Consider the following 21,638-nt stretch of genomic DNA (forward strand, 5'->3'; position numbering starts at 1 on the left):
TTCCACTTCACAAAGGTCGGGGTGCTGGGTGCTGCTCGGACCGCTGCGCCGTCTGCCGGTTCGCGGGAGGCGGCGGGGTGTCCGGTCCGGATCTCTCGTAGGGGCTGGGTACGGGGAAGTAGCTCTCCAGGAACGTCCTGAGCATCGATGTGCGGGCTTCCGCCGTAGCGGGGTCGTCGACCGTGTCGTTGATGCAGAAGGTGTGGTAATCGCGCTGGGCGAGCAGCCGGTTGAGATGCCGCCCGGTGTTGGGCGCGGCCAGGTCCAGATACGTGTAGCGGATCTTGCCGGTCACCGAACGGCTGGTCTGCTGCCCGTAGTAGTGGTGCAGTGAGGAGGTGATCGAGAGATCGCCGGGGCTGCGGAACTGCGAGTGCTGCGTCAGCAGGTGCTCGGCCGCGTAGCGTTCCTCGATCTCCTGGAGGATGTCGCGGCGCAGCGAGTGCGGCACGTGCTTCATCTTCCTGGTCAGGACCCGGTCGAAGGTCCCGGCGATGACGACGCGGTTGTTCTTCGCGGCGACCTCGGACGGGGGGTCCTGCGGCGAGGACGGGGTCATCGGGACCAGCGCGTTCGAGGGGAAGTACTTCGAGAGCCCGTTGGCGTGGAAGAACTCGCCCGGTGTGACGCTGCGGCCGAGGAAGACATCGTCGTTGAAGTACAGGAAGTGGTCGGAGAGCCCGGGGATGTGGTGCAGCTGGCTCTCGATGGCGTGCGAGTTGAAGGTCGGCAGCGCCGACGCGTCGGTGAAGATGTCGCGGTGGTGGACGACCTTGATGCCGGGGTGGTCGCGGTTCAGCCAGGCCGGTGTCTGTCCGTCCGTGACCAGGTAGACGGTGCGCAGCCAGGGCGCGAACTGGTGGAGCGAGCGCAGGGAGTAGCGCAGCTCGTCGCGGCTGGTGAAGCGGGCCGCGCTGATGGCCTGCTCGTGGTAGTCGGTCCGGCCCAGCGCGGTGGCCCGGCGGCGGATCCACTCGGGATCGGCCCCGTCGACCCAGGTGTAGACGGCGTCCACCGGGAAGGTGACCTCGTCCGGCAGGGAGAGCGTGAACTCCGACCGGGTGGCCACCCGAGGCGGGGTGTCCACCGCGCCGCTGACCGGGCCGGAGAAGTGGCTGACCGGGACCTGCACGGGGCTTTCGGCGGCGACCACGGCGGTGGCGGTGAGGTTGGGGACGGGGGCGATCAGCAGCCCGTCCTGCTCGTCCCAGAACTCGACCGCACAGGCGTGATTGGGGCCCAGCGTCCACCGGCCCTGGGGGTCGGTGAGCAGCCACCAGATGCGCAGAACCGTTTCTTCATCGAGCTGCGACCAGGAGCCCCGGTGATCCGCGCGCAGCGGCCGGCCGCCCGCCGGGCCGCCCGCGAGCAGGGCGCCCTCGGCGAGCGCGCTCACCCGCAGCGCCCGTTCGGCCCGGCCGCGCTCGCTCGCGGGGACCGCGACGGCGGTCATCGTGACGGAGTTGCCCCGCACACAGAAGTGCGGGATGCCGTGCCGCTCCAGTACGTCGCAGACGCGCAGGAGGTTGGTGGCGCGGGCGACGGAGGGGGTGAGGCCTTCGGTGATCTCGGCGGCGCGGACCTTGCGTCCGGACCAGACGAGCCGCACCCCGGGCCGCCGCGCCTCCCGGCGCAGGCGCCTGCTGAACCGCAGGCCCAGCTGCTTGCGCAGACCGCGCCAGGCGCTGCCCAGACCCGCGAGACCGTGCTGGAGGAGCAGCCGGCCGTTCGCGGGGAAGATCCTGACGAGCCGTTGTCTGAGCGCGTGGGGGAGGGCGCGCCGGTAGAGACGCACGAGGGTGGACGTCTCGGGATTGCCCATCGCTCGACTACCTCGTGCTTCCCCCGCTCGGCCTCTCGGCGAGCAACCAGTACCTGTGACGGCGACGCGCGGGTTTGCCCGGTCCGGCGGATTGTGGGGGTGGGGCGTCCACCGTTCAGTACAGCCGAGTGAAACAAACGTGTCGCAGGGGTGAAGATTAACAAGAAAATAAGGTTGAGACTGCAAGGAAAAGATTCCGATCCGGCTACGTTTCGGACTTTTCGTCAACGAAAGCGGGCCGTACGAGTAGCTCGTACGGCCCGCTGCGGTCATGCATGTGTGTCTTTGGTGAAGACGTGCTGGGTGTTACGCCGGCACGCTCGCCACACCCTGCGGCAGGAACTTCTTGCCGTTCACCCGCTCCGAGACGCCCGCCCGGTCCAGGTACGGCGTGATGCCGCCCAGATGGAAGGGCCAGCCCGCGCCGGTGATCAGGCACAGGTCGATGTCCTGGGCCTCGGCGACGACGCCCTCGTCCAGCATCAGGCCGATCTCCTGCGCCACCGCGTCCAGGACGCGGTCACGGGTCTGCTCCTCGGACAGGACCACATCGCCCTGCTTCAGGAGTGCGGCGACCTCCGGGTCCAGCTCCGGCTTGCCGGAGTCGTACACGTAGAAGCCCCGCTTGCCCGCCTCGACCACGGCCGCCAGGTTCTCGGAGACGGTGAAGCGGTCCGGGAAGGCGCGGTTCAGGGTCTCGGAGACGTGCAGGCCGATGGCCGGGCCGACCAGCTCCAGGAGCACCAGCGGGGACATCGGCAGGCCGAGCGGCTCGACGGCCCTCTCGGCGACCTCGACCGGGGTGCCCTCGTCGATGACGTTCTGGATCTCGCCCATGAAGCGGGTGAGGATGCGGTTGACGACGAACGCCGGGGCGTCCTTCACCAGGACCGCGGTCTTCTTCAGCTTGCGGGCCACACCGAACGCCGTGGCCAGCGCGGCGTCGTCCGTCCGCTCACCGCGGACGATCTCCAGCAGCGGGAGGATCGCGACCGGGTTGAAGAAGTGGAAGCCGACGACCCGCTCGGGGTGCTTCAGCTTCGACGCCATCTCGGTCACCGACAGCGAGGAGGTGTTGGTGGCGAGGATCGCGTGCGCCGGGGCGACCGCCTCGACCTCCGCGAACACCTGCTGCTTGACGCCGATCTCCTCGAAGACGGCCTCGATGATGAAGTCGGCGTCGGCGAAGCCCTCGGCCTTGTCCAGCACACCGGAGACCAGGCCCTTGAGGCGGTTGGCCTTGTCCTGGTTGACACGGCCCTTGCCGAGCAGCTTGTCGATCTCGGCGTGGACATAGCCCACACCCTTGTCGACGCGCGCCTGGTCGATGTCCGTGAGGACGACCGGCACCTCCAGCCGGCGCAGGAACAGCAGGGCGAGCTGCGAGGCCATCAGCCCCGCGCCCACGACACCGACCTTGGTGACCGGGCGGGCCAGCGACTTGTCCGGGGCCCCGGCAGGGCGCTTGGCGCGCTTCTGGACCAGGTTGAAGGCGTAGATGCCGGAGCGCAGCTCGCCGCCCATGATCAGGTCCGCGAGGGCCCGGTCCTCGGCGTCGAAGCCCGCGCCCAGGTCGCCGTCCTTGGCCGCGGCGATGATCTCCAGCGCGCGGTACGCGGCCGGGGCCGCACCGTGCACCTTGGAGTCGGCGATCGCCTTGCCGCGGGCCACGGCCTGGTCCCAGGCCTCCCCGCGGTCGACGTCGGGGCGCTCCACCGTGACCGTGCCGTTGAGCACGTCCGCGGTCCAGATCAGCGACTGCTCCAGGAAGTCCGCGCCCTCGAAGAGCGCGTCGGCGATCCCGAGCTCGAAGACCTGCTTGCCCTTGAGCTGACGGTTCTGGTTCAGCGAGTTCTCGATGATCACCGAAACCGCGCGGTCGGCGCCGATCAGGTTCGGCAGCAGCGCGCAGCCGCCCCAGCCGGGGACCAGCCCGAGGAAGACCTCGGGCAGCGAGAAGGCGGGCAGCGCCTTGGAGACGGTGCGGTACGAGCAGTGCAGGCCGACCTCGACACCGCCGCCCATCGCCGCGCCGTTGTAGTACGCGAACGTCGGGACCGCGAGCGAGGAGAGGCGGCGGAAGACGTCGTGACCGCCCTTGCCGATGGCCAGCGCGTCCTCGTGGCGGCCGAGCAGCTCGACACCCTTGAGGTCGGCGCCGACGGCGAAGATGAACGGCTTGCCGGTGATGCCGACACCGGTGACCGCGCCCTCGGCGGCCTCCTTCTCGACCTGGTCGATGGCGGTGTTCAGGTTCGCCAGCGACTGCGGTCCGAAGGTGGTCGGCTTGGTGTGGTCCAGGCCGTTGTCCAGCGTGATCAGCGCGAACCTGCCCGCGCCCGCGGGAAGGTCGAAGTGGCGTACGTGCGCCTGCGTGACGACCTCACCGGGGAACAGCTCGGCCGCACCCTTCAGAAGCTCGGTGGTGGAGCTCACTTGCTGCCTCCGGCTGCGTTCTCGAAGTTCGGGTTCTCCCAGACGACCGTGGCGCCCATACCGAAGCCGACGCACATGGTGGTCAGGCCGTAGCGGACCTCCGGCTGCTCCTCGAACTGGCGGGCCAGCTGCGTCATCAGACGCACACCCGAGGAGGCCAGCGGGTGACCGTAGGCGATGGCGCCGCCGTACTGGTTGACCCGCGCGTCGTCGTCGGCGATGCCGTAGTGCTCCAGGAAGGCGAGCACCTGCACGGCGAACGCCTCGTTGATCTCGAACAGACCGATGTCGTCGATCGACAGACCGGCCTTGGCCAGCGCCTTCTCGGTCGCCGGGATCGGGCCGTAGCCCATGACCTCCGGCTCCACACCCGCGAAGGCGTAGGACACGAGGCGCATCCTGACCGGGAGGCCGAGCTCGCGGGCGACGTCCTCGGCGGCGATGAGCGAGGCGGTGGCGCCGTCGTTCAGCCCGGCTGCGTTACCGGCCGTCACCCGGCCATGGGCACGGAAGGGGGTCTTCAGACCGGCCAGCGACTCCATCGAGGTGCCCGGACGCATCGGCTCGTCCGCGGTGACCAGGCCCCAGCCCGTCTCCCCGGCCTCGGCGTTGGTGCGGCGCACGGAGACCGGCACCAGGTCCTGCTGGATCTTGCCGTTGGCGTACGCCTTGGCGGCCTTCTCCTGCGAGCGCACCGCGTACTCGTCGGCGCGCCGCTTGGTGATCGTGGGGTACCGGTCGTGCAGGTTCTCCGCGGTCATGCCCATGAACAGGGCGGACTCGTCGACCAGCTTCTCCGATACGAAGCGCGGGTTCGGGTCCACGCCTTCACCCATCGGGTGGCGGCCCATGTGCTCGACACCACCGGCGACGACGACGTCGTACGCGCCGAAGGCGATGGAGCCGGCCGTCGAGGTGACGGCGGTCAGGGCGCCCGCGCACATGCGGTCGATCGAGTAGCCGGGGACGGACTGCGGCAGACCGGCCAGGATTCCGGCGGTCCGGCCCAGCGTCAGGCCCTGGTCGCCGATCTGCGTGGTCGCGGCGATGGCGACCTCGTCGATCCTGGCGGGGTCCAGGTCCGGGTTGCGGCGCAGCAGCTCCCGGATGGCCTTCACGACGAGATCGTCGGCGCGGGTCTCGTGGTAGATGCCCTTCGGGCCCGCTTTGCCGAACGGGGTGCGGACGCCGTCGACGAAGACGACGTCCCGGATGGTACGAGGCACGATGGCTCTCCTCCAGGGTGCGGGATGGCACTGCTGCGGGGCGCGCCCACGGGCGCGCCGCCTGCCATCATGCTACTTGTGGGTAACCAGACTGCCCACCCCTCGTGGCCGGAGCGTCGAAGGTCACACCGGCCGACGGGCGGCCAGGCGCTGCCGGGGGCGTCCACGAGGACCCGGGCGGGCCCGCGAGAGGGGGTCACGGGCGCTCCGCGGGCCCTCGCGGCAGGGTGGCGCAACCTGGCGTGATTTCGCCCCTCCTCGACGGGCATTCGGCGGGCGGATCCGTGCTCAGCGGCGTCGGCGGTGTCCGTTCCGGTGACCGGACCGGCCCCGTTGCCGTCCTGGTCGACCGGGAATCGCCGTACGGGAAGCGCCCCCCGGCCGAGGGCCGGGGGGCGCGGTGGTGCGTGCGGTGTGCGGGGCGGGCGGTCAGCCGGTGGCGTCGAGCGCCCGGAGCAGGACCGGGCCGACCTGTTCGATCTGCCAGTGCCGTGCCCCGTACCCGGCGAGCGCGTCCTCGACGGCGCCCGGGGTGTGAATCCTGGGGGGCTCCCAGCACACCCGGCGCACGGTGTCCGGGGTGATCAGATTCTCCTGGGGCATGTGCAGCCGCTCGGCCAGCTCCGACACCGCCGCGCGGGCCGCCGAGAGCCGGGCCGCCGCCGCCGGGTCCTTGTCCGCCCAGGAACGCGGCGGCGGTGGTCCGGCGAGCTGCTGGCCGGGCTGCGGGAGCTCGGCGTCCGGCAGCGCCTTCGCCCGGTCCACGGCCGCCTGCCACTGCTCCAGCTGGCGCCGGCCCATGCGGTGGCCGAATCCGGGCAGCGCGGTGAGCGCCTGCACATTCACCGGCAGCGCGAGGGCCGCCTCCACGATCGCACCGTCGCCGAGCACCTTGCCGGGTGAGATGTCACGGCGCTGTGCGACCTGGTCACGGGTGTTCCACAGCTCCCGCACCACCGCCATCTGGCGGCGGCGGCGGACCTTGTGCATGCCCGAGGTACGGCGCCAGGGGTCCTTGCGCGGGGGAGCGGGCGGCGCCGAGGCGATCGCGTCGAACTCCTCCCGGGCCCACTCCAGCTTGCCCTGCCGGTCCAGCTCCTCCTCCAGGGCGTCGCGCAGATCGATCAGCAGCTCGACGTCGAGCGCGGCGTAGCGCAGCCAGGGGTCGGGCAGCGGGCGGGTGGACCAGTCGACCGCGGAGTGGCCCTTCTCCAGTGCGTAGCCCAGCACGTTCTCGACCATGGCGCCCAGCCCCACGCGGGGGAAACCCGCGAGGCGCCCGGCGAGCTCGGTGTCGAAGAGCCCGGTGGGGATCATGCCTATTTCGCGCAGGCAGGGCAGGTCCTGGGTGGCGGCGTGCAGGATCCACTCGCTGTCGGCGAGGGCCTCGCCCAGGCCCGACAGGTCCGGGCAGCCGACCGGGTCGATGAGTGCGCTGCCCGCGCCGGCCCGGCGCAGCTGTACGAGGTAGGCGCGCTGGCCGTAGCGGTAGCCGGAGGCGCGCTCGGCATCGACGGCCACGGGGCCGGTGCCCGCGGCGAAGGCCGCGACCACCTCCGCGAGGTCGTCGTCGGACGCCACCACCGGGGGAATGCCCTCGCGCGGTTCGAGCAAGGGGATCGGCGCCGGGGCGACGTCGTCCGGGGGGGCGCCCCCGGTGGTTCGCAGTGAAGTGTCTGCTGCGGTCTCTTGGGCGTCGGTCACCTGTCAAGGGTATCCGTGCAAGCACGGCACCCGTCGACGGAACCTTCCGTCGACGGGTGCCGATGCACGTATTCCAGCCGGGGGCGCATCCGCGCACGTCCCGGCGCGGGGCGGGTCAGTGGATGATGCCCGTTCGCAGGGCGACGGCGACCATTCCTGCGCGGTCTCCGGTGCCGAGCTTGCGGGCGATGCGGGCGAGGTGGGACTTGACGGTGAGGGCGGAGAGGCCCATCGAGACGCCGATGGCCTTGTTGGACTGGCCTTCGGCGACCAGGCGGAGCACCTCCACCTCACGGCCGGACAGTTCGCGGTAGCCGCCCGGGTGGCTCGGGGAACCGGGGGGCCTGCGGTGCATACGGGCGGCATTGGCGCCGATCGGGGCGACGCCGGGGCGGGTGGGGTGGCCGATGTTGGTCCGCGTCCCGGTGACGACGTAGCCCTTCACGCCGCCCGCGAGGGCGTTGCGAACGGCGCCGATGTCATCGGCGGCGGAGAGGGCGAGACCGTTGGGCCAGCCTGCGGCCCGGGTCTCGGAGAGCAGGGTCAGCCCGGAACCGTCGGGCAGGTGGACGTCGGCAATGCAGATGTCGCGCGGGTTGCCGACGCGGGGGCGTGCCTCCGCGATGGACGACGCCTCGATGACGTCACGAACTCCGAGTGCCCACAGATGGCGGGTGACGGTGGAACGGACGCGCGGGTCGGCCACGACGACCATGGCCGTCGGCTTGGTCGGGCGGTAGGCGACCAGGCTTGCGGGCTGCTCTAGGAGAACGGACACCAGGCCTCCTGGGGAGTGGCGGGACGGGCCGGCTCGGGGATGAAGCCGGGGCGAACCGTGCTTGAAGGGTCATTGACCTCTTCGGCAGCAGACCCGTCCTCCTTTAGAGGAAGATCACGATTTGGTGAGTAACAATTCGGGCAAATAAGACATGCGATCGATTGTACGAAAAGAGAGCCGGTGCATGTGCGAGCCGAGTGACGGAGCGTCACGGAACCTGGGGTCCGCGCCGCTGCGGCAGCGTCACCACCGAGGCGTCCGTGGGACCCGAGGGCGGCAGTCCCGCGATCTGACAGAGCAGATCACCCCATGCCATCAGGTGCGCCGCCGCGTCCGGCACCCCGCCGCGGCCCTCGCGCGGGGTCCACGAGGCGCGGATCTCGATCTGCGTCGCGGGGCGGCGCGTGGACAGCGCGCCGAAGTAGTGCGAGCCGGCGCGCGTCACGGTCCCCCCGGCCTCCCCGTACGAAAGGCCCCGCGCGTCGAGCGCACCCGTCAGCCAGGACCAGCACACCTCGGGCAGCAGCGGATCGGCCGCCATCTCCGGCTCCAGCTCCGCGCGAACGAGCGTCACCAGGCGGAACGTGCCCTGCCAGGCGTCGTGCCCCGCCGGATCGTGCAGCAGCACGAGGCGGCCGTCGGCCAGATCGTCCTCGCCGTCGACGACCGCCGCCTCCAGCGCGTACGCGTGCGGGGCCAGCCGCTGGGGCGGCCGGGTCGGCTCCACCTCCAGTTCTGGGCGCAGCCGCGCGGAGCGCAGCCCGTCCACCGCCGACCGGAACGCGGGCGGGACGGAACTCCCCTCCGCACCGTCCTTGCTGTCAGCGCCATCGGAATGATCGGAAAATTGTCCCTGAGCCGGAGCCATGCGGGGAAGAGTAGGCGGAACCGGAGCCCGGCGCAGGGAGGGACACCCGTGCGGGGCCCGGCTCCTTCCGCGTGCGTGCGAAGATTCTGTGTGTGAGTGCCAACGACCGCCCTTCGGGCCAGCAGACGACGACCTCCGCCACCCATGGGTCGGCGTTCCTCAAGGCGTGCCGGCGCGAGCCCGTGCCGCACACCCCGGTCTGGTTCATGCGGCAGGCGGGACGCTCGCTGCCGGAGTACCTGAAGGTCCGTGAGGGCATCGCGATGCTCGACTCCTGCATGATGCCGGAGCTGGTCACCGAGATCACGCTGCAGCCGGTGCGCCGTCACAAGGTCGACGCCGCGATCTACTTCAGCGACATCGTCGTACCGCTCAAGGCCATCGGGATCGACCTCGACATCAAGCCCGGCGTCGGCCCGGTCATCGCCGAGCCGATCCGCACCCGTGCCGACCTCGCCCGGCTGCGCGACCTCACCCCCGAGGACGTCCCGTACGTCACCGAGGCCATCGGGATGCTCACCGCCGAGCTGGGCGCCACCCCGCTCATCGGCTTCGCCGGGGCGCCGTTCACGCTCGCCAGCTACCTCGTGGAGGGCGGCCCGTCCCGCAACCACGAGCGCACCAAGGCCATGATGTACGGCGACCCGCAGCTCTGGGCCGACCTGCTGGACCGCCTCGCGGAGATCACCGGCGCCTTCCTGGACGTCCAGATCCGGGCCGGTGCCTCCGCCGTCCAGCTCTTCGACTCCTGGGTGGGCGCCCTGGCCCCCGCCGACTACCGCCGCTCGGTGCTGCCCGCCTCCGCGAAGGTGTTCGACGCCGTCGCCGGACACGGGGTCCCGCGCATCCACTTCGGTGTCGGCACCGGCGAACTGCTCGGCCTGATGGGCGAGGCGGGCGCGGACGTCGTCGGCGTCGACTGGCGCGTCCCGCTGGACGAGGCCGCGCGCCGCGTCGGTCCGGGCAAGGCGCTCCAGGGCAACCTCGACCCGGCGGTGCTGTTCGCGCCGACCGCCGCGGTCGAGGAGAAGACCCAGGAGGTGCTGGACGCGGCCGCGGGGCTGGAGGGCCACATCTTCAACCTGGGCCACGGTGTGATGCCGACGATGGACCCGGACGCGCTGACCCGTCTCGTGGAGTACGTGCACACGCGGACCGCCCGGTAGGCGCACCGGAGCACGCGAGGCCGGGACCCCTCAGCCGGTCCCGGCCCTGCGGACCGCCGCGCTCGCCCTGCGGGCCGCCACCAGGACCGGGTCCCAGACCGGGGAGAACGGCGGGGCGTACCCCAGGTCGAGCATGGTCATCTGATCGACCGTCATCCCGGCCGTCAGCGCCACCGCCGCGATGTCCACCCGCTTGGCCGCCCCGTCCCGGCCCACGATCTGCACGCCGAGCAGCCGGCCCGTGCGGTACTCCGCGAGCATCTTCACGGTCATCGGCCTGGCCCCCGGGTAATAGCCCGCCCGGCCCGTCGACTCGATCGTCGCCGTGACGTACCGCAGCCCCACCGCCCGCGCGTCCTTCTCGCGCAGCCCGGTCCTGGCGATCTCCAGGTCGCAGACCTTGCTCACCGCCGTACCGACCACGCCCGGGAACGTGCCGTAACCGCCGCCGGCGTTGGACCCGATGATCTGGCCGTGCTTGTTGGCGTGGGTGCCCAGCGCGATGTGCCGGGTGCGGCCCGCCACCAGGTCCAGGACCTCCACGCAGTCGCCGCCCGCCCAGATGTCGTCGTGGCCCACGACCCGCATCGACAGATCCGTCAGCAGCCCGCCGTGCGGGCCGAGCGGCAGCCCCGCCGCCCCGGCCAGCGCGGTCTCCGGCTCGACGCCGATGCCGAGCACCACCACATCCGCCGGGTAGGTCCGCGCGTCCGTCACCACCGCGTCCACCCGGCCGTCCGGGCCCGTGCGGATCCCGGTGACCGCAGCGCCGTTGACCGTCGTGATGCCCAGACCGTCCATCGCCTCATGGACGAGCGCGCCCATGTCCGGGTCGAGCGTCGCCATCGGCTGCTCGCCGCGGTTGAGCACCGTCACCTCGAAGCCCCGGTTCAGCATCGCCTCCGCCATCTCGACGCCGATGTACCCCGCGCCGACGACGACCGCGCGCCGCCCGGTGGCCCGGTCCAGGGAGTCCAGGAGCGCCTGGCCGTCGTCCAGGGTCTGCACCCCGTGCACCCCCGCCGCGTCCATACCGGGCAGCGCCGGGCGCACCGGACGGGCCCCGGTGGCGATCACCAGCTTGTCGTAGCCCGTCCAGTAGGTGTCGCCGCTCTCCCGGTCCAGCGCGCGTACCCGCCGCCCGGCCACGTCGATCTCCGTCACCTCGGTGCGCATCCGCAGATCGATGTCGCGCTCCCGGTGCTCCTGGGGGGTACGGGCGATCAGGTCGTCGCGCCGCTCGACGTCGCCGCCGACCCAGTACGGGATGCCGCAGGCGGAGTACGAGGAGAAGTGGCCGCGCTCGAAGGCGACGATCTCCAGTTCGTCCGGCCCCTTGAGCCTGCGGGCCTGCGACGCGGCGGACATGCCCGCCGCGTCGCCGCCGATGACCACCAGTCGCGCCGCTGCCATGCCGGGTCCCTTTCGCCGTGTCCGGGACCCCACGCTACGGCGCTCAGGGAGCCGGTGCGGACTCCGTCTCCGGCGCCGCGGCCGGCACGGGCCGCGCCGGGCCCGACGGAGCGCTCCGGCGGGCCCGGAGGGCGCGCACCCGCCGCCACACCAGCAGCAGCACCGCGGCGACGGCCAGGAACGGGGCCGCCGCACCGATCGCCATCGCGATCCACCGGAGCATCGTCACGAACGCGTCCCAGCCGCCGCCCAGCGCGTCCAGGAAGCCGGGGCCCTCGTCGTCCGCCTTCCCGGCCGGCCCCTCCGGCTCGTTGAGGTCCAGGGTGATCGTCGCCAGCGAGGTGCGGTCCTCAAGACTCGCCTGCTGGGCGAGCAGCGACTCCAACGCGGCCTGACGGGAGCTCAGTTCGCCCTCCAGCGTGACCACGTCACTCAGCTTCCCGGCCTGGTCCATCAGCTCCCGCACCCGCGCCACGCTCGCCCGCTGGGTGGCGATCCGGCTCTCCACGTCGACCACCTGGTCGGTGACGTCCTTCGCGTTCGACGAGCGGGACAGCAGCTTCCCGGACCCGGCGAGTTCCCGCAGGACCGCCTGGTACCGGTCCTGCGGGACGCGCAGGACGAGGTGTGACACCTCGTGCGTGTCGTCCACCCGCTCGGTGGTCTCGTTCGCCACCAGGCCGCCGCTGTCCTCCGTGGCACCGCGGGCGGCGGCCACGGCCTTCGGCACGCTCTCGACCTCGACGGACAGGGTCGCCGTACGGATCACATGGGTGGCCGAGGCCCTCGCCTTCGGAGCCGCGGAGGCGCCGCCGTCGGACTTCGCCCCGTCCGCCGCCCTGCCGGCTCCGGCCCGCTCCCCGGCGGGCTTGTTGTCCCCGGCCGGTGCGTTCAGCCCCGCCGCGCTGCTGTCGGAGGAACTGCTGTCGCCCGCGCCGCAGCCCCCGACGGCGAGGAGGGCGAGCAGCGCCCCGGTGGCGAGGGCCGCGCGGGAACCGCGGGCGCGTGGACGGGCGGTGCTGTTCGTGTTGTTCATGACGGGTCCCCCCAGGACGTTGGCCAATGGTGCCGGTTCGACGTACGGGACCCATGGGCGGGTTGCCCAACAGCGGTTTCGAAGTGGTCACGGTCATGACTCGGAACGGGTTTGAGAGAGTGGACCCATGCAGCGTTCTCATCAGCGCGTGAACACGCGTACGGGTCATGTCGTCGTCATCGGCGGTGGCATCGCCGGTCTGTCCGCCGCCCACCGGCTGGTGCGGGCCGGTCTGCGGGTCACGCTCCTGGAGGCCACGGAGCGGCTCGGCGGCAAGCTCCTGACCGGAGAGATCGCGGGCACCCGGGTCGATCTCGGCGCGGAGTCGATGCTCGCGCGGCGCCCCGAGGCGGTCGACCTGGCCCGTTCCGTCGGCCTCGGCGACCGGCTCCAGCCGCCCGCCACCGCCGCCGCCTCGGTATGGACGCGCGATGCCCTGCGGCCGATGCCCAAGGGCCATGTCATGGGCGTGCCCGCTGATCCGGCCGCCCTCAGCGGGGTGCTCTCCCCGGAGGGCCTCGCCAGGATCGCCCAGGAGCGCGACCTCACGCCCACCGCCGTCGGCGACGATGTCGCGGTCGGCAGTTACGTCGCCGACCGGCTCGGCCGCGAGGTCGTGGACCGGCTCGTGGAACCGCTGCTCGGCGGGGTGTACGCGGGTGACGCCTACCGCATCTCGATGCGGGCCGCCGTACCCCAGCTCTTCGACGTCGTGAAGGAGGGCGGCTCCCTCCTCGACGGGGTGCGGCGCATCCAGGAGCGGGCCGCCGCCCGGCAGCAGACCGGTCCGGTCTTCCAGGGCATCGACGGCGGCATCGGCACCCTGCCGGACGCCGTCGCCACCGCCGTACGCGAGGGCGGCGGCGAGATCCTCACCGCCACCCCCGTCCTCGGGCTGACCCGTACCGACGCGGGCTGGAACGTCCGTACCGACACCCGGGTGATCGCCGCCGACGGCATCGTCATGGCCGCCCCCGCCTGGTCCGCCTCCACACTCCTCGCCGCCGAGTCCCCGGCCGCCTCCGCCGAGCTGGCGGGGGTCGAGTACGCCTCGATGGCCCTGGTCACCATGGCGTTCCGGAGCTCCGGCACCGAGGCGACGAGCGCCCTGCACGGACGCTCCGGCTTCCTCGTCCCGCCGGTCGACGGCCGCACGATCAAGGCCTCCACCTTCTCCACCAACAAGTGGCAGTGGGTGGCCGACGCCGCGCCCGGCCTCTTCGTCCTGCGTACCTCCGTCGGCCGCTACGGCGAGGAGGACCATCTGCACCGCGAGGACGCCGAACTGGTCGATGTGTCGCTGCGCGACCTCGCCGAGGCGACCGGGCTCACCGCCCGGCCCGTCGACACCGAGGTGACCCGGTGGATCGGCGGACTCCCGCAGTACCCGGTCGGCCACCTCGGCCGGGTCGCCCGCATCCGCGACGAGGTCGCCGCACTGCCGGCGCTGCGGGTCTGCGGAGCGGCGTACGACGGGGTCGGCATCCCGGCCTGCATCGCGAGCGCGCACCGGGCCGCGGACGAGATCGTCCACGACCTGACGGGAGCGGGAGCGGTCGGCGGAGGCCGCGAGGGCGGTCATGGGGGAGACCGGGACCGGGACCTGGACCACGAGGACCGAGAGGGAGATCATCGCCACTCCGACCCTGGTTCGGGGCACTCGGAGCGAGGCGGGACAATAGCCGTATGAGTGCTCCTGAGACTGTGACATCAAGCAAGGGTCCGAACGCCGGCAAGAAGGCCAAGGACCTCAACGAGGTCATCCGCTACACGCTCTGGTCCGTCTTCAAGCTGCGCGACGTGCTGCCGCTGGACCGCGCCGGTTACGCCGACGAGGTCCAGGAGCTGTTCGACCAGCTCGCCGCCAAGGACATCACCGTGCGGGGCACGTACGACGTGTCCGGGCTGCGGGCCGACGCCGACCTCATGATCTGGTGGCACGCCGAGACCGCCGACGAGCTCCAGGAGGCGTACAACCTCTTCCGGCGCACCAAGCTGGGCCGCGCGCTGGAGCCGGTCTGGTCGAACATGGCGCTGCACCGCCCCGCCGAGTTCAACAAGTCGCACATCCCGGCGTTCCTGGCCGACGAGACGCCGCGCAACTACATCAGCGTCTATCCTTTCGTGCGCTCCTACGACTGGTACCTGCTGCCGGACGAGGACCGCCGCCGTATGCTCGCGGACCACGGCAAGATGGCCCGCGGCTACCCCGACGTCCGCGCCAACACCGTCGCCAGCTTCTCGCTCGGCGACTACGAGTGGGTCCTCGCCTTCGAGGCGGACGAGCTGTACCGCATCGTCGACCTGATGCGTCATCTGCGGGCCTCCGAGGCGCGGCTCCACGTCCGCGAAGAGGTGCCGTTCTACACGGGGCGCAGGAAGTCCCTCGCAGACCTGGTGGCCGGGCTCGCATAGCCAGCGTTCCCCGGCCATCCAACCCGGAAGATCAGACGGCGGGCACCGGCACCGTGTGTGCCGCCCGCCGTCCAGCGACACCGGGTTCGGCTCCGGGTTCGCCGCAGGCTCCGGCCTGCGGCGTTCCCGGGACCGGTGAGCCACCGAATGCCCGCGGGCATGACTCGGACCTCCCTGTTCGGCATGCGGACGGCTTGCCGTCCGGCTCAGGAACTGCTGCCGCAGCCCGACCCGCCGGAGCTGCCACAGCTGGAACCGCCGGAACTGCCGCAGCTCGACCCGCCCGAAGCGCCACCGCAGCCGGAACCGGAACTGCAACTGGAACCGGAACTGCAACCGGAACCGGAGCCCCCGCCGCCCCCGGACGATCCCCCGCAGCTCGCACCGCCGGGGCTCGCCCCCGCGCACCACACCGTCGCGGCGTACACGTCCGCCGTGGAGGAGGACGAGGCGTACGGGTCCGCGGACGAAGCGGAACGGAACGCCCTCGACCGGCCGTTCCCGCTGCGGAACCGCGCCGCCGCCGTCAACTGCCCCCGGAGCACGGGGTCGGGCAGCGCGCCCAGCCCCAGCGTGGCCACCAGCTGGGCCGGCGCCATCGCGTAGGCGTGGGCGGTCCGGTACTCCTGGACCGCGTGCCGCCCCTCCCTCGTGATCCGGATCCCGGTGGCCGTCATGACGATCAGGCCCGTCAGGCCGCCGATCACGATCGCGGGCAGCATCTTGATGATGAACGGGAACGGCATGTCCGCGTATCCCTCGTGCAGCGTGTACTGCATGAAGGTCAGGACCAGGGAGAGGGGGAAGGCCACGAGGCAGAACAGCCCCTGGATCAGCGCCCAGCGGCGGCGCGGCCGGGTCTCCTGCGGGGAGACCAGCAGCCCGCGGGCGGCGAGACCGTCGCCGATCTCCTGTACCGCCGGATGCCGCATCACGGCCTCCCGCAGGGTGTGCAGCGCCCCGTTCGGGGCGGCGGCCAGCGCCTGGAGCACGGCCCGCTCCACCGGGTCACGCGCCTCCGGCCGCTGTACGGCGACGATGCCGGGGCCGCCGATGACCAGGCGCCCGTCCGCGTGGAGGCCGGTCAGCGCGGTGTCCACCACCCTGGCCGGGCCGCCGTTGAGGAAGGCCGCCTCATAGAGGTCGTGAACGAGCGGGCGCGTCCGCGCGGTCCGCCTGCCCGCACGGGCCGCGCCGACCTGGATGAGCAGCAGCACCGAGGAGAGGACCACCGCGAACGTCAGCAGAGTCGCGAGAACGTTCATGACGGATCACTTCCCCACGAGGACGGCACGGGCCGCCCGGACGAGACGGGTCGTACGACGCGGGGGCCGCGGGGCCGCCCGGTCCTGCCACCAGTGGGTGAGCCGCCTCCTGGCTGCCGTGTCCTCCGGCAGCCCCGCGATCAGCAGGTGCTCGGCGAAGTCGAGCGCGTCTCGGCGGTATCCGGCGGACAGCGGCCGGGCCATGGCGTACGCGAGGTAGGCGGTCCGGTAGCCGGCGCCGAGGATCTCCGGCAGCTCCGGCGCCACCTTGGCCACCACCCCGGCGCGCTTGGCGGCCAGCGCCCGGCTCTGCACCTCCAGGCGCCGGCGGTCGAAGCCCTCGGGGGCCTCGGTGCCCGCGACGAGCGCGGCGAGCAGCGCGGTCTGGCCGGCGGCGAGACGTTCCCGGACGTCGGCCCGTACCGCCGGGTCCGCGGGGGCTACGAGCCCTGCCGGGGTCTTCGGGACTGCCGGGGACTCCGGGGCTGCCGGGATCCTTGAGGCCTTGGAGGCCTTGGAGGCCGCCGAGTCCAGCGTGGCGCGGATCGTGGTCAGTTCGCCCGCCAGCTCCGCCGCGGGCGGGAAGTCGTCGTCGCGCTCCAGCAGCACACCGGGCGGATCGACCCGCGAGCGCAGCTCGGCCAGCACGTCCAGGACGGGCCGGGTCACGGGATGGGCGTGCGTGTCGTGCCAGACGCCGTCCCGCTCGACGCCTCCGGCCACATGCACGTACGCGATGGCCTCCACCGGCAGTTCGTCGAGTGCCTTGGCGGGATCCTCACCGCGGTTGACGTGGTTGGTGTGCAGATTGGCCACATCGATCAGCAGCCGCACCCCGGTGCGCTCGACCAGTTCCGCCAGGAACTGTCCCTCGGTCAGCTCCTCGCCGGGCCAGGAGACCAGCGCCGCGATGTTCTCCAGGGCCAGCGGCACGGGCAGCGAGTCCTGGGCGATCCGTACGTTCTCGCACAGCACCTCCAGCGCGTCCCAGGTGCGCGGCACCGGCAGCAGATGGCCCGCCTCCAGCCGGGGCGACGCGGTGAGCGGCCCTCCGGCGCGTACGAACGCGATGTGCTCCGTCACCAGCGGCGTACCGAGCAGCTCCGCCCGTGCGGCCAGGTCCGCGAGCCTGCCCGCGTCCGGGCGGTCGGCGCCGCCCAGGCCCAGCGACACACCGTGCGGTACGACGGTGATGCCACGTGCCCGGAGCCGTACCAGCGAGTCCGGCAGATGGTCGGCGCAGAGGTTCTCCGCGACCGCCTCGACCCAGTCGATCCCGGGCAGCGCCTCCACCGCGTCGGCGATCTCCGGCCGCCAGCCGATCCCGATTCCCAGCTTCATGGTGTCCCCCCTCGTCCTCCGTGCAGGAGTCATGGCCCCGGCAGGCGGTGGTGAATCCGAACAGGGGGACGTTCAGAGGTGGACTTGAGGTTCCACCGCGCCTCACCTGCGGTCGCGCACCGCGCACTGCCCTCGGACACTGCCGCCGGTCGGTGGTCGGTGGTCGGTGATCGGTGGTCCTCGTCCTGATCCCCGCCTCGCGGCGCCCCGGTCAGCGGCGCAGCGCCGGGTGGTCGGCGACCACCGTGCAGGACCCCGGGGCGATCTCCGTGAACCCGGCGTCGCGCACCACCGGCAGGCCGCTCACGGTCAGGTCGCGCCAGCGCCCGGGGTCCGCGGTGGCCACGGCGAGCGGGAAACCGGCCTCGCGCCACGCCTTGCGCTCCTGGTCCGACAGCTCCCACCAGGCGAGCTGCGCCCCGTGCCCGGCCTGTGCCATGGTCTTGCCCGCCGACATGTCCAGGTCCGGGTTGAGCCACAGCACCGGACCGGCCGGATCGGGCGCGGCCGGGGGACGCGGGTCGTCCAGGTCGGTGCCCGACACCTGGAGCTTGGCCAGCTCCTTGGGCCAGCCGTCCAGGGGCACCGGCGGAAACACCCGGACCTCGGCGCTCCCGCCCGTCACCGTGATCCCGGGCAGCGCGGACGCCTTGCGCCACTCAGCGCCGCGCGCCCGGCGCACGACCTTGCGGATCCGGGCGTCCTGCCAGTCCCGCATCAGCTGCGCCCACTCGCCCTCGTCCAGGGAGCGTTCGTCGGACAGCATCGTCAGCACCGCGCGGGCGGCGGTCCGCAGGGCGTCGGTACGGGCCGGGGGGTCCGTCTTCTCCAGGTGCAGCACGAGCGGCAGCACGAACTGCGGCGCCTCGTCACGGTGGGTCGGTTCCGTCCGGAACGGGCTGTCCGGTCCGGACCCGGCAGATCCGGACCCGCCGGACGGGGGTGCGGCGGGCCGGGGTGCGGCGGACGGGTTCGCGGGGGTGTCGTTGCTGCTCACCCGTCCAGTCTGCCAGGGCCCTCGGCGGGGTCATGGCGCGGAGAGCAGGCTCCGCAGTACGGGCAGCAGGGGCGTGTCCCCGGGGTCGGAGGCGCACCAGGCGATGTGGCCGTCGGGGCGGACCAGAACGGCGGCCCGCGGCTCCGGCGTACCGCACAGCCGGTCCCACCGCCCCGGGTCGGCCTCCTGCCGTGTGCCGGTGACGAGGGCACGGGCGACGACGGGGATTCCCGCGCGGGCGGCGGTTTCGGCCTGCTGACGCCAGGCCGGGCTGTCCGCCGTGGTGAGCAGGGTGAAGCCGGGGCCGATGAGATCGAGGGTGGAGGCCGTACCCGGTTCACCGCCGGTCAGGCGTACATGCGGTGCGCGCCTGCCCGGGGCGCAGCCCGGGTGGTACCCGGTGGGGTCGAGCGTGCTCGGGCCGGCCGCGTCCGCATCGGGTCCGGCGAGGACGGCGGTGGACCGGTAGTCGGCGGTCAGGAGGAGTTCGTCGTCGATGCGGTACGCGGTGCGGTGGCGGGCGTTGTCGGTGGAGATGTCGATGATCCGGCGCGCGAGGGGGCGGCGTTCGGCTCCGTAACTGTCGAGGAGGGCCTCGGAGGCGTACCCGGCGGTGACCGCCGCGAGCTTCCAGGCGAGGTTGTCCGCGTCGCCGATGCCCGTGTTCATGCCGTGTCCGCCGGTCGGCGGGATCGCGTGTGCCGCGTCGCCCGCGAGGAGCACGTGCGACCGGCGGTAGGTGTCCGCGAGCCGGGCGTCCATCCGCCAGGTCATGGTGTCGCGCACCGTCACGTCCAGGTCCGGGATGCCGGCGGCCTCGCGGACGAGCCGGATCAGGTGGTCCCGGTCGGTGAGGTCCGGTGCCGGTTCGGCGTCCGGGGCGAGGGGGTGCTGGTAGATCCAGTGGCGGTCGTTGTCGACGGCCATGAAGCCGCCACTGCCGGGGGCGGTGAGGAAGTACGAGGCGCTGGCGCGGTCGGCCACCGTCGCACCCAGGGGCGCCTCGAACCGGACGCTCAGAAAGCGGCCCAGGCCCGTGGGGCCCTCCATGGCGATGCCCGCTCCCGTCCGCACGGTGCTGCCCGTCCCGTCGCATCCGACGAGCCAGTCGGCGCGCACGCGGTGCCGGGAGCCGGAGGCGACGTCCTCGACGACGGCGTCGGTGCCTCGGCCGTCGTCGGTGAAGGACACCAGACGCGTGCCGGACCGGACGCGGTCCCCGGCCAGTTCCCGGGCGTGCCGCAGCAGCAGGGGTTCCAGGACGTCCTGGGAGCAGATGAGTCCCGGTGACGGTGTGTGCTCCGGTTCTCCGTCGGACGGCCGGTGCGCGAGCCCGGTACGGACGAAGTCCGGGTCCACGAGATCGCGGCCCCGGTAGAAGAAGACCTGTGAGGCGGGCAGCCCGGCCTCGCGGACGGCGTCCTCCAGGCCCATCCGCCGGAAGATCTCCATGGAACGGGCGGAGATCCCGCGCGCCTTGGGGTGGCGGGAGGTCGTGGGGCGGGCCTCGACCAGGAAGTGGTCGACCCCGTACCGGGACAGCAGGGCCGACAGGGTCAGACCGACCGGACCGCCCCCGGCGATCAGGACAGACGTTCTCGACGGGACGGACATGACCCTCCTGGTGACCACGAACGCCTCAAAGGCCAGAGACGTAACGGCTAAGTTCGATTTAGACGTTACCATTCGTTCATCGGATCGCATGACGAAGCCTGCGTACGCCCGACGTGGGCCCGATGTGTGCCGGATGTGTGCCCGATGTGGGCCAGACGGGGGCCTGATGTATGACGGAGGCGTGATGAGCGATGAGTGACAGCGCACTCGACGACAGCAATCCCCGCGGCCTGTACTTCCTGGTCGACCTGGTCAACACCGTCCAGGGCGGCTCGCGGGCCGGAGCGGCGGAGATCCAGCGGGTGCTGGACCGGCACCGGGGACCGTCCCTGGTGCTGACCGCCGGCCATGTGCGGGACCTGCGGGAGGCGGCCCTGTCCCTCGCCCGCGTCCTGGACACGGACGACGTGGACCGGGCGGCGGAAGCCATCAACACCCTGCTCGACCGCCACCCCGCCCGGCCCCGCCTGGTCCGGCTTCCCGGGCGCCCCTGGTCGCTCCACGCCCAGGCGCCGGCGGACGCGGAACCCGCGTACTGGCTCCTGTCCACCGCCGCGCTCGCCCTCGGGCTCTGGCTCAGTGAGCGCGGCCACTGCGCCTGGGGGCGGTGCGCGGCACCCGGCTGCGACGACTACTTCATCGACACCGGCCGCCGCTCGCCGCAGCGCTACTGCACACCCCGCTGCGGCACCCGCGTGCGCGTCGCCGCGCACCGGGCCCAACGCAACGGGAAGCCGGGGGAGATGGGCCCGGCCGACGGGTGAGGCGCACCGGTGCGCGACGCGTGGGGCCGATCACCCGCTCCCGAGACCCCGGGAACTTCTTGGCGGAATGACATGCTCCGGGTGAGGATGCCTCGTATGAAGAGCGACCTCTTTTCCAGCGAGCACATGGCCCAGCAGGCCACCGCCCCCGGTATGACCCTGCAGAACGCCAAGTCCATCAAGTACGCCGTCAACGGGGAGATGCACGCGCGTCAGGGATCGATGATCGCCTTCCGCGGCAACCTTCAGTTCGAGCGCAAGGGCCAGGGCCTGGGCGGCATGCTCAAGCGCGCGGTCACCGGCGAGGGGCTGCCTCTCATGGCGGTCCGCGGCCAGGGGGAGGCCTGGTTCGCCCACGAGGCGGCCAACTGCTTCATCGTGGACATGGAGCAGGGCGACGTCCTGACCATCAACGGCCGCAACGTCCTGTGCTTCGATCCCACGCTGACGTACGAGATCAAGACCGTGAAGGGCGCCGGGATGACCGGCGGCGGCCTCTTCAACAGCGTCTTCAGCGGCTACGGCAAGCTGGGCCTGATGTGCGAGGGACACCCCATAGTGATCCCCGTCACCGCGCAGCAGCCGGTGTACGTGGACACGGACGCGGTCGTCGGCTGGAGCGAACAGCTCTCCACCTCCCTGCACCGTTCGCAGAGCTTCGGCTCGATGGTGCGCGGCGGTTCCGGCGAGGCCGTCCAGCTGATGCTCCAGGGCGAGGGATTCGTGATCGTGCGGCCCAGCGAGCTGAAGCCCGAGAAGACGGCCAACTGAACCGAGGGGCCCCGGCCGCCGG

17 protein-coding genes are annotated in these 21,638 nt (G+C 72.2%); 5 read left to right on the top strand and 12 right to left on the bottom strand.

Going from position 1 to position 21,638, the window contains the following annotated elements:
- Positions 1-7 precede the first annotated feature (7 nt).
- From ABT170_RS10560 to ABT170_RS10585, 6 genes are all read right to left on the bottom strand, one after another.
- Positions 8-1,822: a stealth family protein gene (locus ABT170_RS10560; RefSeq protein WP_351865808.1), complete on the bottom strand. Its 1,815-nt coding sequence runs from the start codon at positions 1,820-1,822 to the stop codon at positions 8-10.
- A 306-nt stretch (positions 1,823-2,128) separates the two neighbouring features.
- Positions 2,129-4,258, bottom strand: coding sequence for a 3-hydroxyacyl-CoA dehydrogenase NAD-binding domain-containing protein (locus ABT170_RS10565; protein WP_329942534.1), 2,130 nt, complete (start codon positions 4,256-4,258; stop codon positions 2,129-2,131).
- Complete coding sequence (locus tag ABT170_RS10570) at positions 4,255-5,484, bottom strand: thiolase family protein (protein ID WP_266924930.1); 1,230 nt, start codon at positions 5,482-5,484, stop codon at positions 4,255-4,257. Before ABT170_RS10570 ends, ABT170_RS10565 begins: the two co-directional genes overlap by 4 nt.
- A gap of 429 nt (positions 5,485-5,913) precedes the next feature.
- Positions 5,914-7,188, bottom strand: coding sequence for an HRDC domain-containing protein (locus tag ABT170_RS10575; protein ID WP_351865812.1), 1,275 nt, complete (start codon positions 7,186-7,188; stop codon positions 5,914-5,916).
- 115 nt (positions 7,189-7,303) lie between these two features.
- On the bottom strand, positions 7,304-7,966 hold the full coding sequence (locus tag ABT170_RS10580) for a response regulator transcription factor (RefSeq protein ID WP_266924933.1): 663 nt from the start codon (positions 7,964-7,966) through the stop codon (positions 7,304-7,306).
- Between the two features lie 208 nt (positions 7,967-8,174).
- Complete coding sequence (locus tag ABT170_RS10585) at positions 8,175-8,834, bottom strand: DUF3000 domain-containing protein (RefSeq protein ID WP_266924934.1); 660 nt, start codon at positions 8,832-8,834, stop codon at positions 8,175-8,177.
- Positions 8,835-8,926: 92 nt separating this feature from the next.
- On the opposite strand from ABT170_RS10585, the gene hemE reads away from it, so the two are divergent.
- The gene (hemE, locus tag ABT170_RS10590) at positions 8,927-10,000 is read left to right on the top strand and encodes a uroporphyrinogen decarboxylase (protein ID WP_329942537.1); all 1,074 of its coding nucleotides are present in this window, start codon (positions 8,927-8,929) and stop codon (positions 9,998-10,000) included.
- Between the two features lie 30 nt (positions 10,001-10,030).
- Here the strand turns inward: hemE and ABT170_RS10595 are convergent, their stop codons facing one another.
- Both ABT170_RS10595 and ABT170_RS10600 read right to left on the bottom strand, forming a co-directional pair.
- Entirely contained in the window at positions 10,031-11,413 is a 1,383-nt protein-coding gene (locus tag ABT170_RS10595) for an FAD-dependent oxidoreductase (protein WP_351865817.1), read from the bottom strand.
- Between the two features lie 43 nt (positions 11,414-11,456).
- Positions 11,457-12,449: a DUF4349 domain-containing protein gene (locus ABT170_RS10600; protein ID WP_351865819.1), complete on the bottom strand. Its 993-nt coding sequence runs from the start codon at positions 12,447-12,449 to the stop codon at positions 11,457-11,459.
- A 127-nt stretch (positions 12,450-12,576) separates the two neighbouring features.
- Here ABT170_RS10600 and hemG point away from each other — a divergent pair, with 127 nt between their 5' ends.
- Positions 12,577-14,139, top strand: coding sequence for a protoporphyrinogen oxidase (hemG, locus tag ABT170_RS10605; RefSeq protein ID WP_351865822.1), 1,563 nt, complete (start codon positions 12,577-12,579; stop codon positions 14,137-14,139).
- Positions 14,136-14,864, top strand: a complete 729-nt coding sequence (gene hemQ, locus ABT170_RS10610; RefSeq protein WP_266924940.1) for a hydrogen peroxide-dependent heme synthase — start codon at positions 14,136-14,138, stop codon at positions 14,862-14,864. Before hemG ends, hemQ begins: the two co-directional genes overlap by 4 nt.
- A 206-nt stretch (positions 14,865-15,070) precedes the next feature.
- On the opposite strand, the gene ABT170_RS10615 is transcribed toward hemQ, so the two are convergent.
- The 4 genes from ABT170_RS10615 to ABT170_RS10630 form a co-directional block, all read right to left on the bottom strand.
- Entirely contained in the window at positions 15,071-16,129 is a 1,059-nt protein-coding gene (locus tag ABT170_RS10615; protein WP_351865825.1) for a TIGR04222 domain-containing membrane protein, read from the bottom strand.
- Positions 16,130-16,135: 6 nt separating this feature from the next.
- On the bottom strand, positions 16,136-17,470 hold the full coding sequence (locus ABT170_RS10620; RefSeq protein ID WP_329942541.1) for an MbnB/TglH/ChrH family RiPP precursor modification enzyme: 1,335 nt from the start codon (positions 17,468-17,470) through the stop codon (positions 16,136-16,138).
- 211 nt (positions 17,471-17,681) lie between these two features.
- On the bottom strand, positions 17,682-18,467 hold the full coding sequence (locus tag ABT170_RS10625; protein WP_351865828.1) for an aminoacyl-tRNA hydrolase: 786 nt from the start codon (positions 18,465-18,467) through the stop codon (positions 17,682-17,684).
- Positions 18,468-18,497: 30 nt separating this feature from the next.
- A complete protein-coding gene (locus ABT170_RS10630; RefSeq protein WP_351865831.1) occupies positions 18,498-20,081 on the bottom strand; it encodes an FAD-dependent monooxygenase in 1,584 nt (527 codons plus the stop codon).
- Positions 20,082-20,272: 191 nt separating this feature from the next.
- On the opposite strand from ABT170_RS10630, the gene ABT170_RS10635 reads away from it, so the two are divergent.
- Complete coding sequence (locus ABT170_RS10635; RefSeq protein WP_329942544.1) at positions 20,273-20,845, top strand: CGNR zinc finger domain-containing protein; 573 nt, start codon at positions 20,273-20,275, stop codon at positions 20,843-20,845.
- 96 nt (positions 20,846-20,941) lie between these two features.
- Positions 20,942-21,616 (top strand): AIM24 family protein, encoded by a 675-nt coding sequence (locus tag ABT170_RS10640; RefSeq protein ID WP_351865834.1) that lies wholly within the window; start codon positions 20,942-20,944, stop codon positions 21,614-21,616.
- Positions 21,617-21,638 lie beyond the last annotated feature (22 nt).

It is taken from the genome of Streptomyces sp. NPDC001787, assembly GCF_040297465.1.
In the GTDB taxonomy this organism is placed as follows: Bacteria; Actinomycetota; Actinomycetes; order Streptomycetales; family Streptomycetaceae; genus Streptomyces.

Excerpts from the sequence above, each read along its gene's own strand:
- ABT170_RS10595 (WP_351865817.1), bottom strand. The coding sequence starts at position 11,413 with ATGGCAGCGGCGCGACTGGTGGTCATCGGCGGCGACGCGGCGGGCATG.
- ABT170_RS10615 (WP_351865825.1), bottom strand. The coding sequence starts at position 16,129 with ATGAACGTTCTCGCGACTCTGCTGACGTTCGCGGTGGTCCTCTCCTCG.
- hemG (WP_351865822.1), top strand. The coding sequence starts at position 12,577 with ATGCAGCGTTCTCATCAGCGCGTGAACACGCGTACGGGTCATGTCGTC.
- ABT170_RS10630 (WP_351865831.1), bottom strand. The coding sequence starts at position 20,081 with ATGTCCGTCCCGTCGAGAACGTCTGTCCTGATCGCCGGGGGCGGTCCG.
- ABT170_RS10620 (WP_329942541.1), bottom strand. The coding sequence starts at position 17,470 with ATGAAGCTGGGAATCGGGATCGGCTGGCGGCCGGAGATCGCCGACGCG.
- ABT170_RS10585 (WP_266924934.1), bottom strand. The coding sequence starts at position 8,834 with ATGGCTCCGGCTCAGGGACAATTTTCCGATCATTCCGATGGCGCTGAC.
- ABT170_RS10560 (WP_351865808.1), bottom strand. The coding sequence starts at position 1,822 with ATGGGCAATCCCGAGACGTCCACCCTCGTGCGTCTCTACCGGCGCGCC.
- ABT170_RS10600 (WP_351865819.1), bottom strand. The coding sequence starts at position 12,449 with ATGAACAACACGAACAGCACCGCCCGTCCACGCGCCCGCGGTTCCCGC.
- ABT170_RS10635 (WP_329942544.1), top strand. The coding sequence starts at position 20,273 with ATGAGTGACAGCGCACTCGACGACAGCAATCCCCGCGGCCTGTACTTC.
- ABT170_RS10640 (WP_351865834.1), top strand. The coding sequence starts at position 20,942 with ATGAAGAGCGACCTCTTTTCCAGCGAGCACATGGCCCAGCAGGCCACC.
- hemQ (WP_266924940.1), top strand. The coding sequence starts at position 14,136 with ATGAGTGCTCCTGAGACTGTGACATCAAGCAAGGGTCCGAACGCCGGC.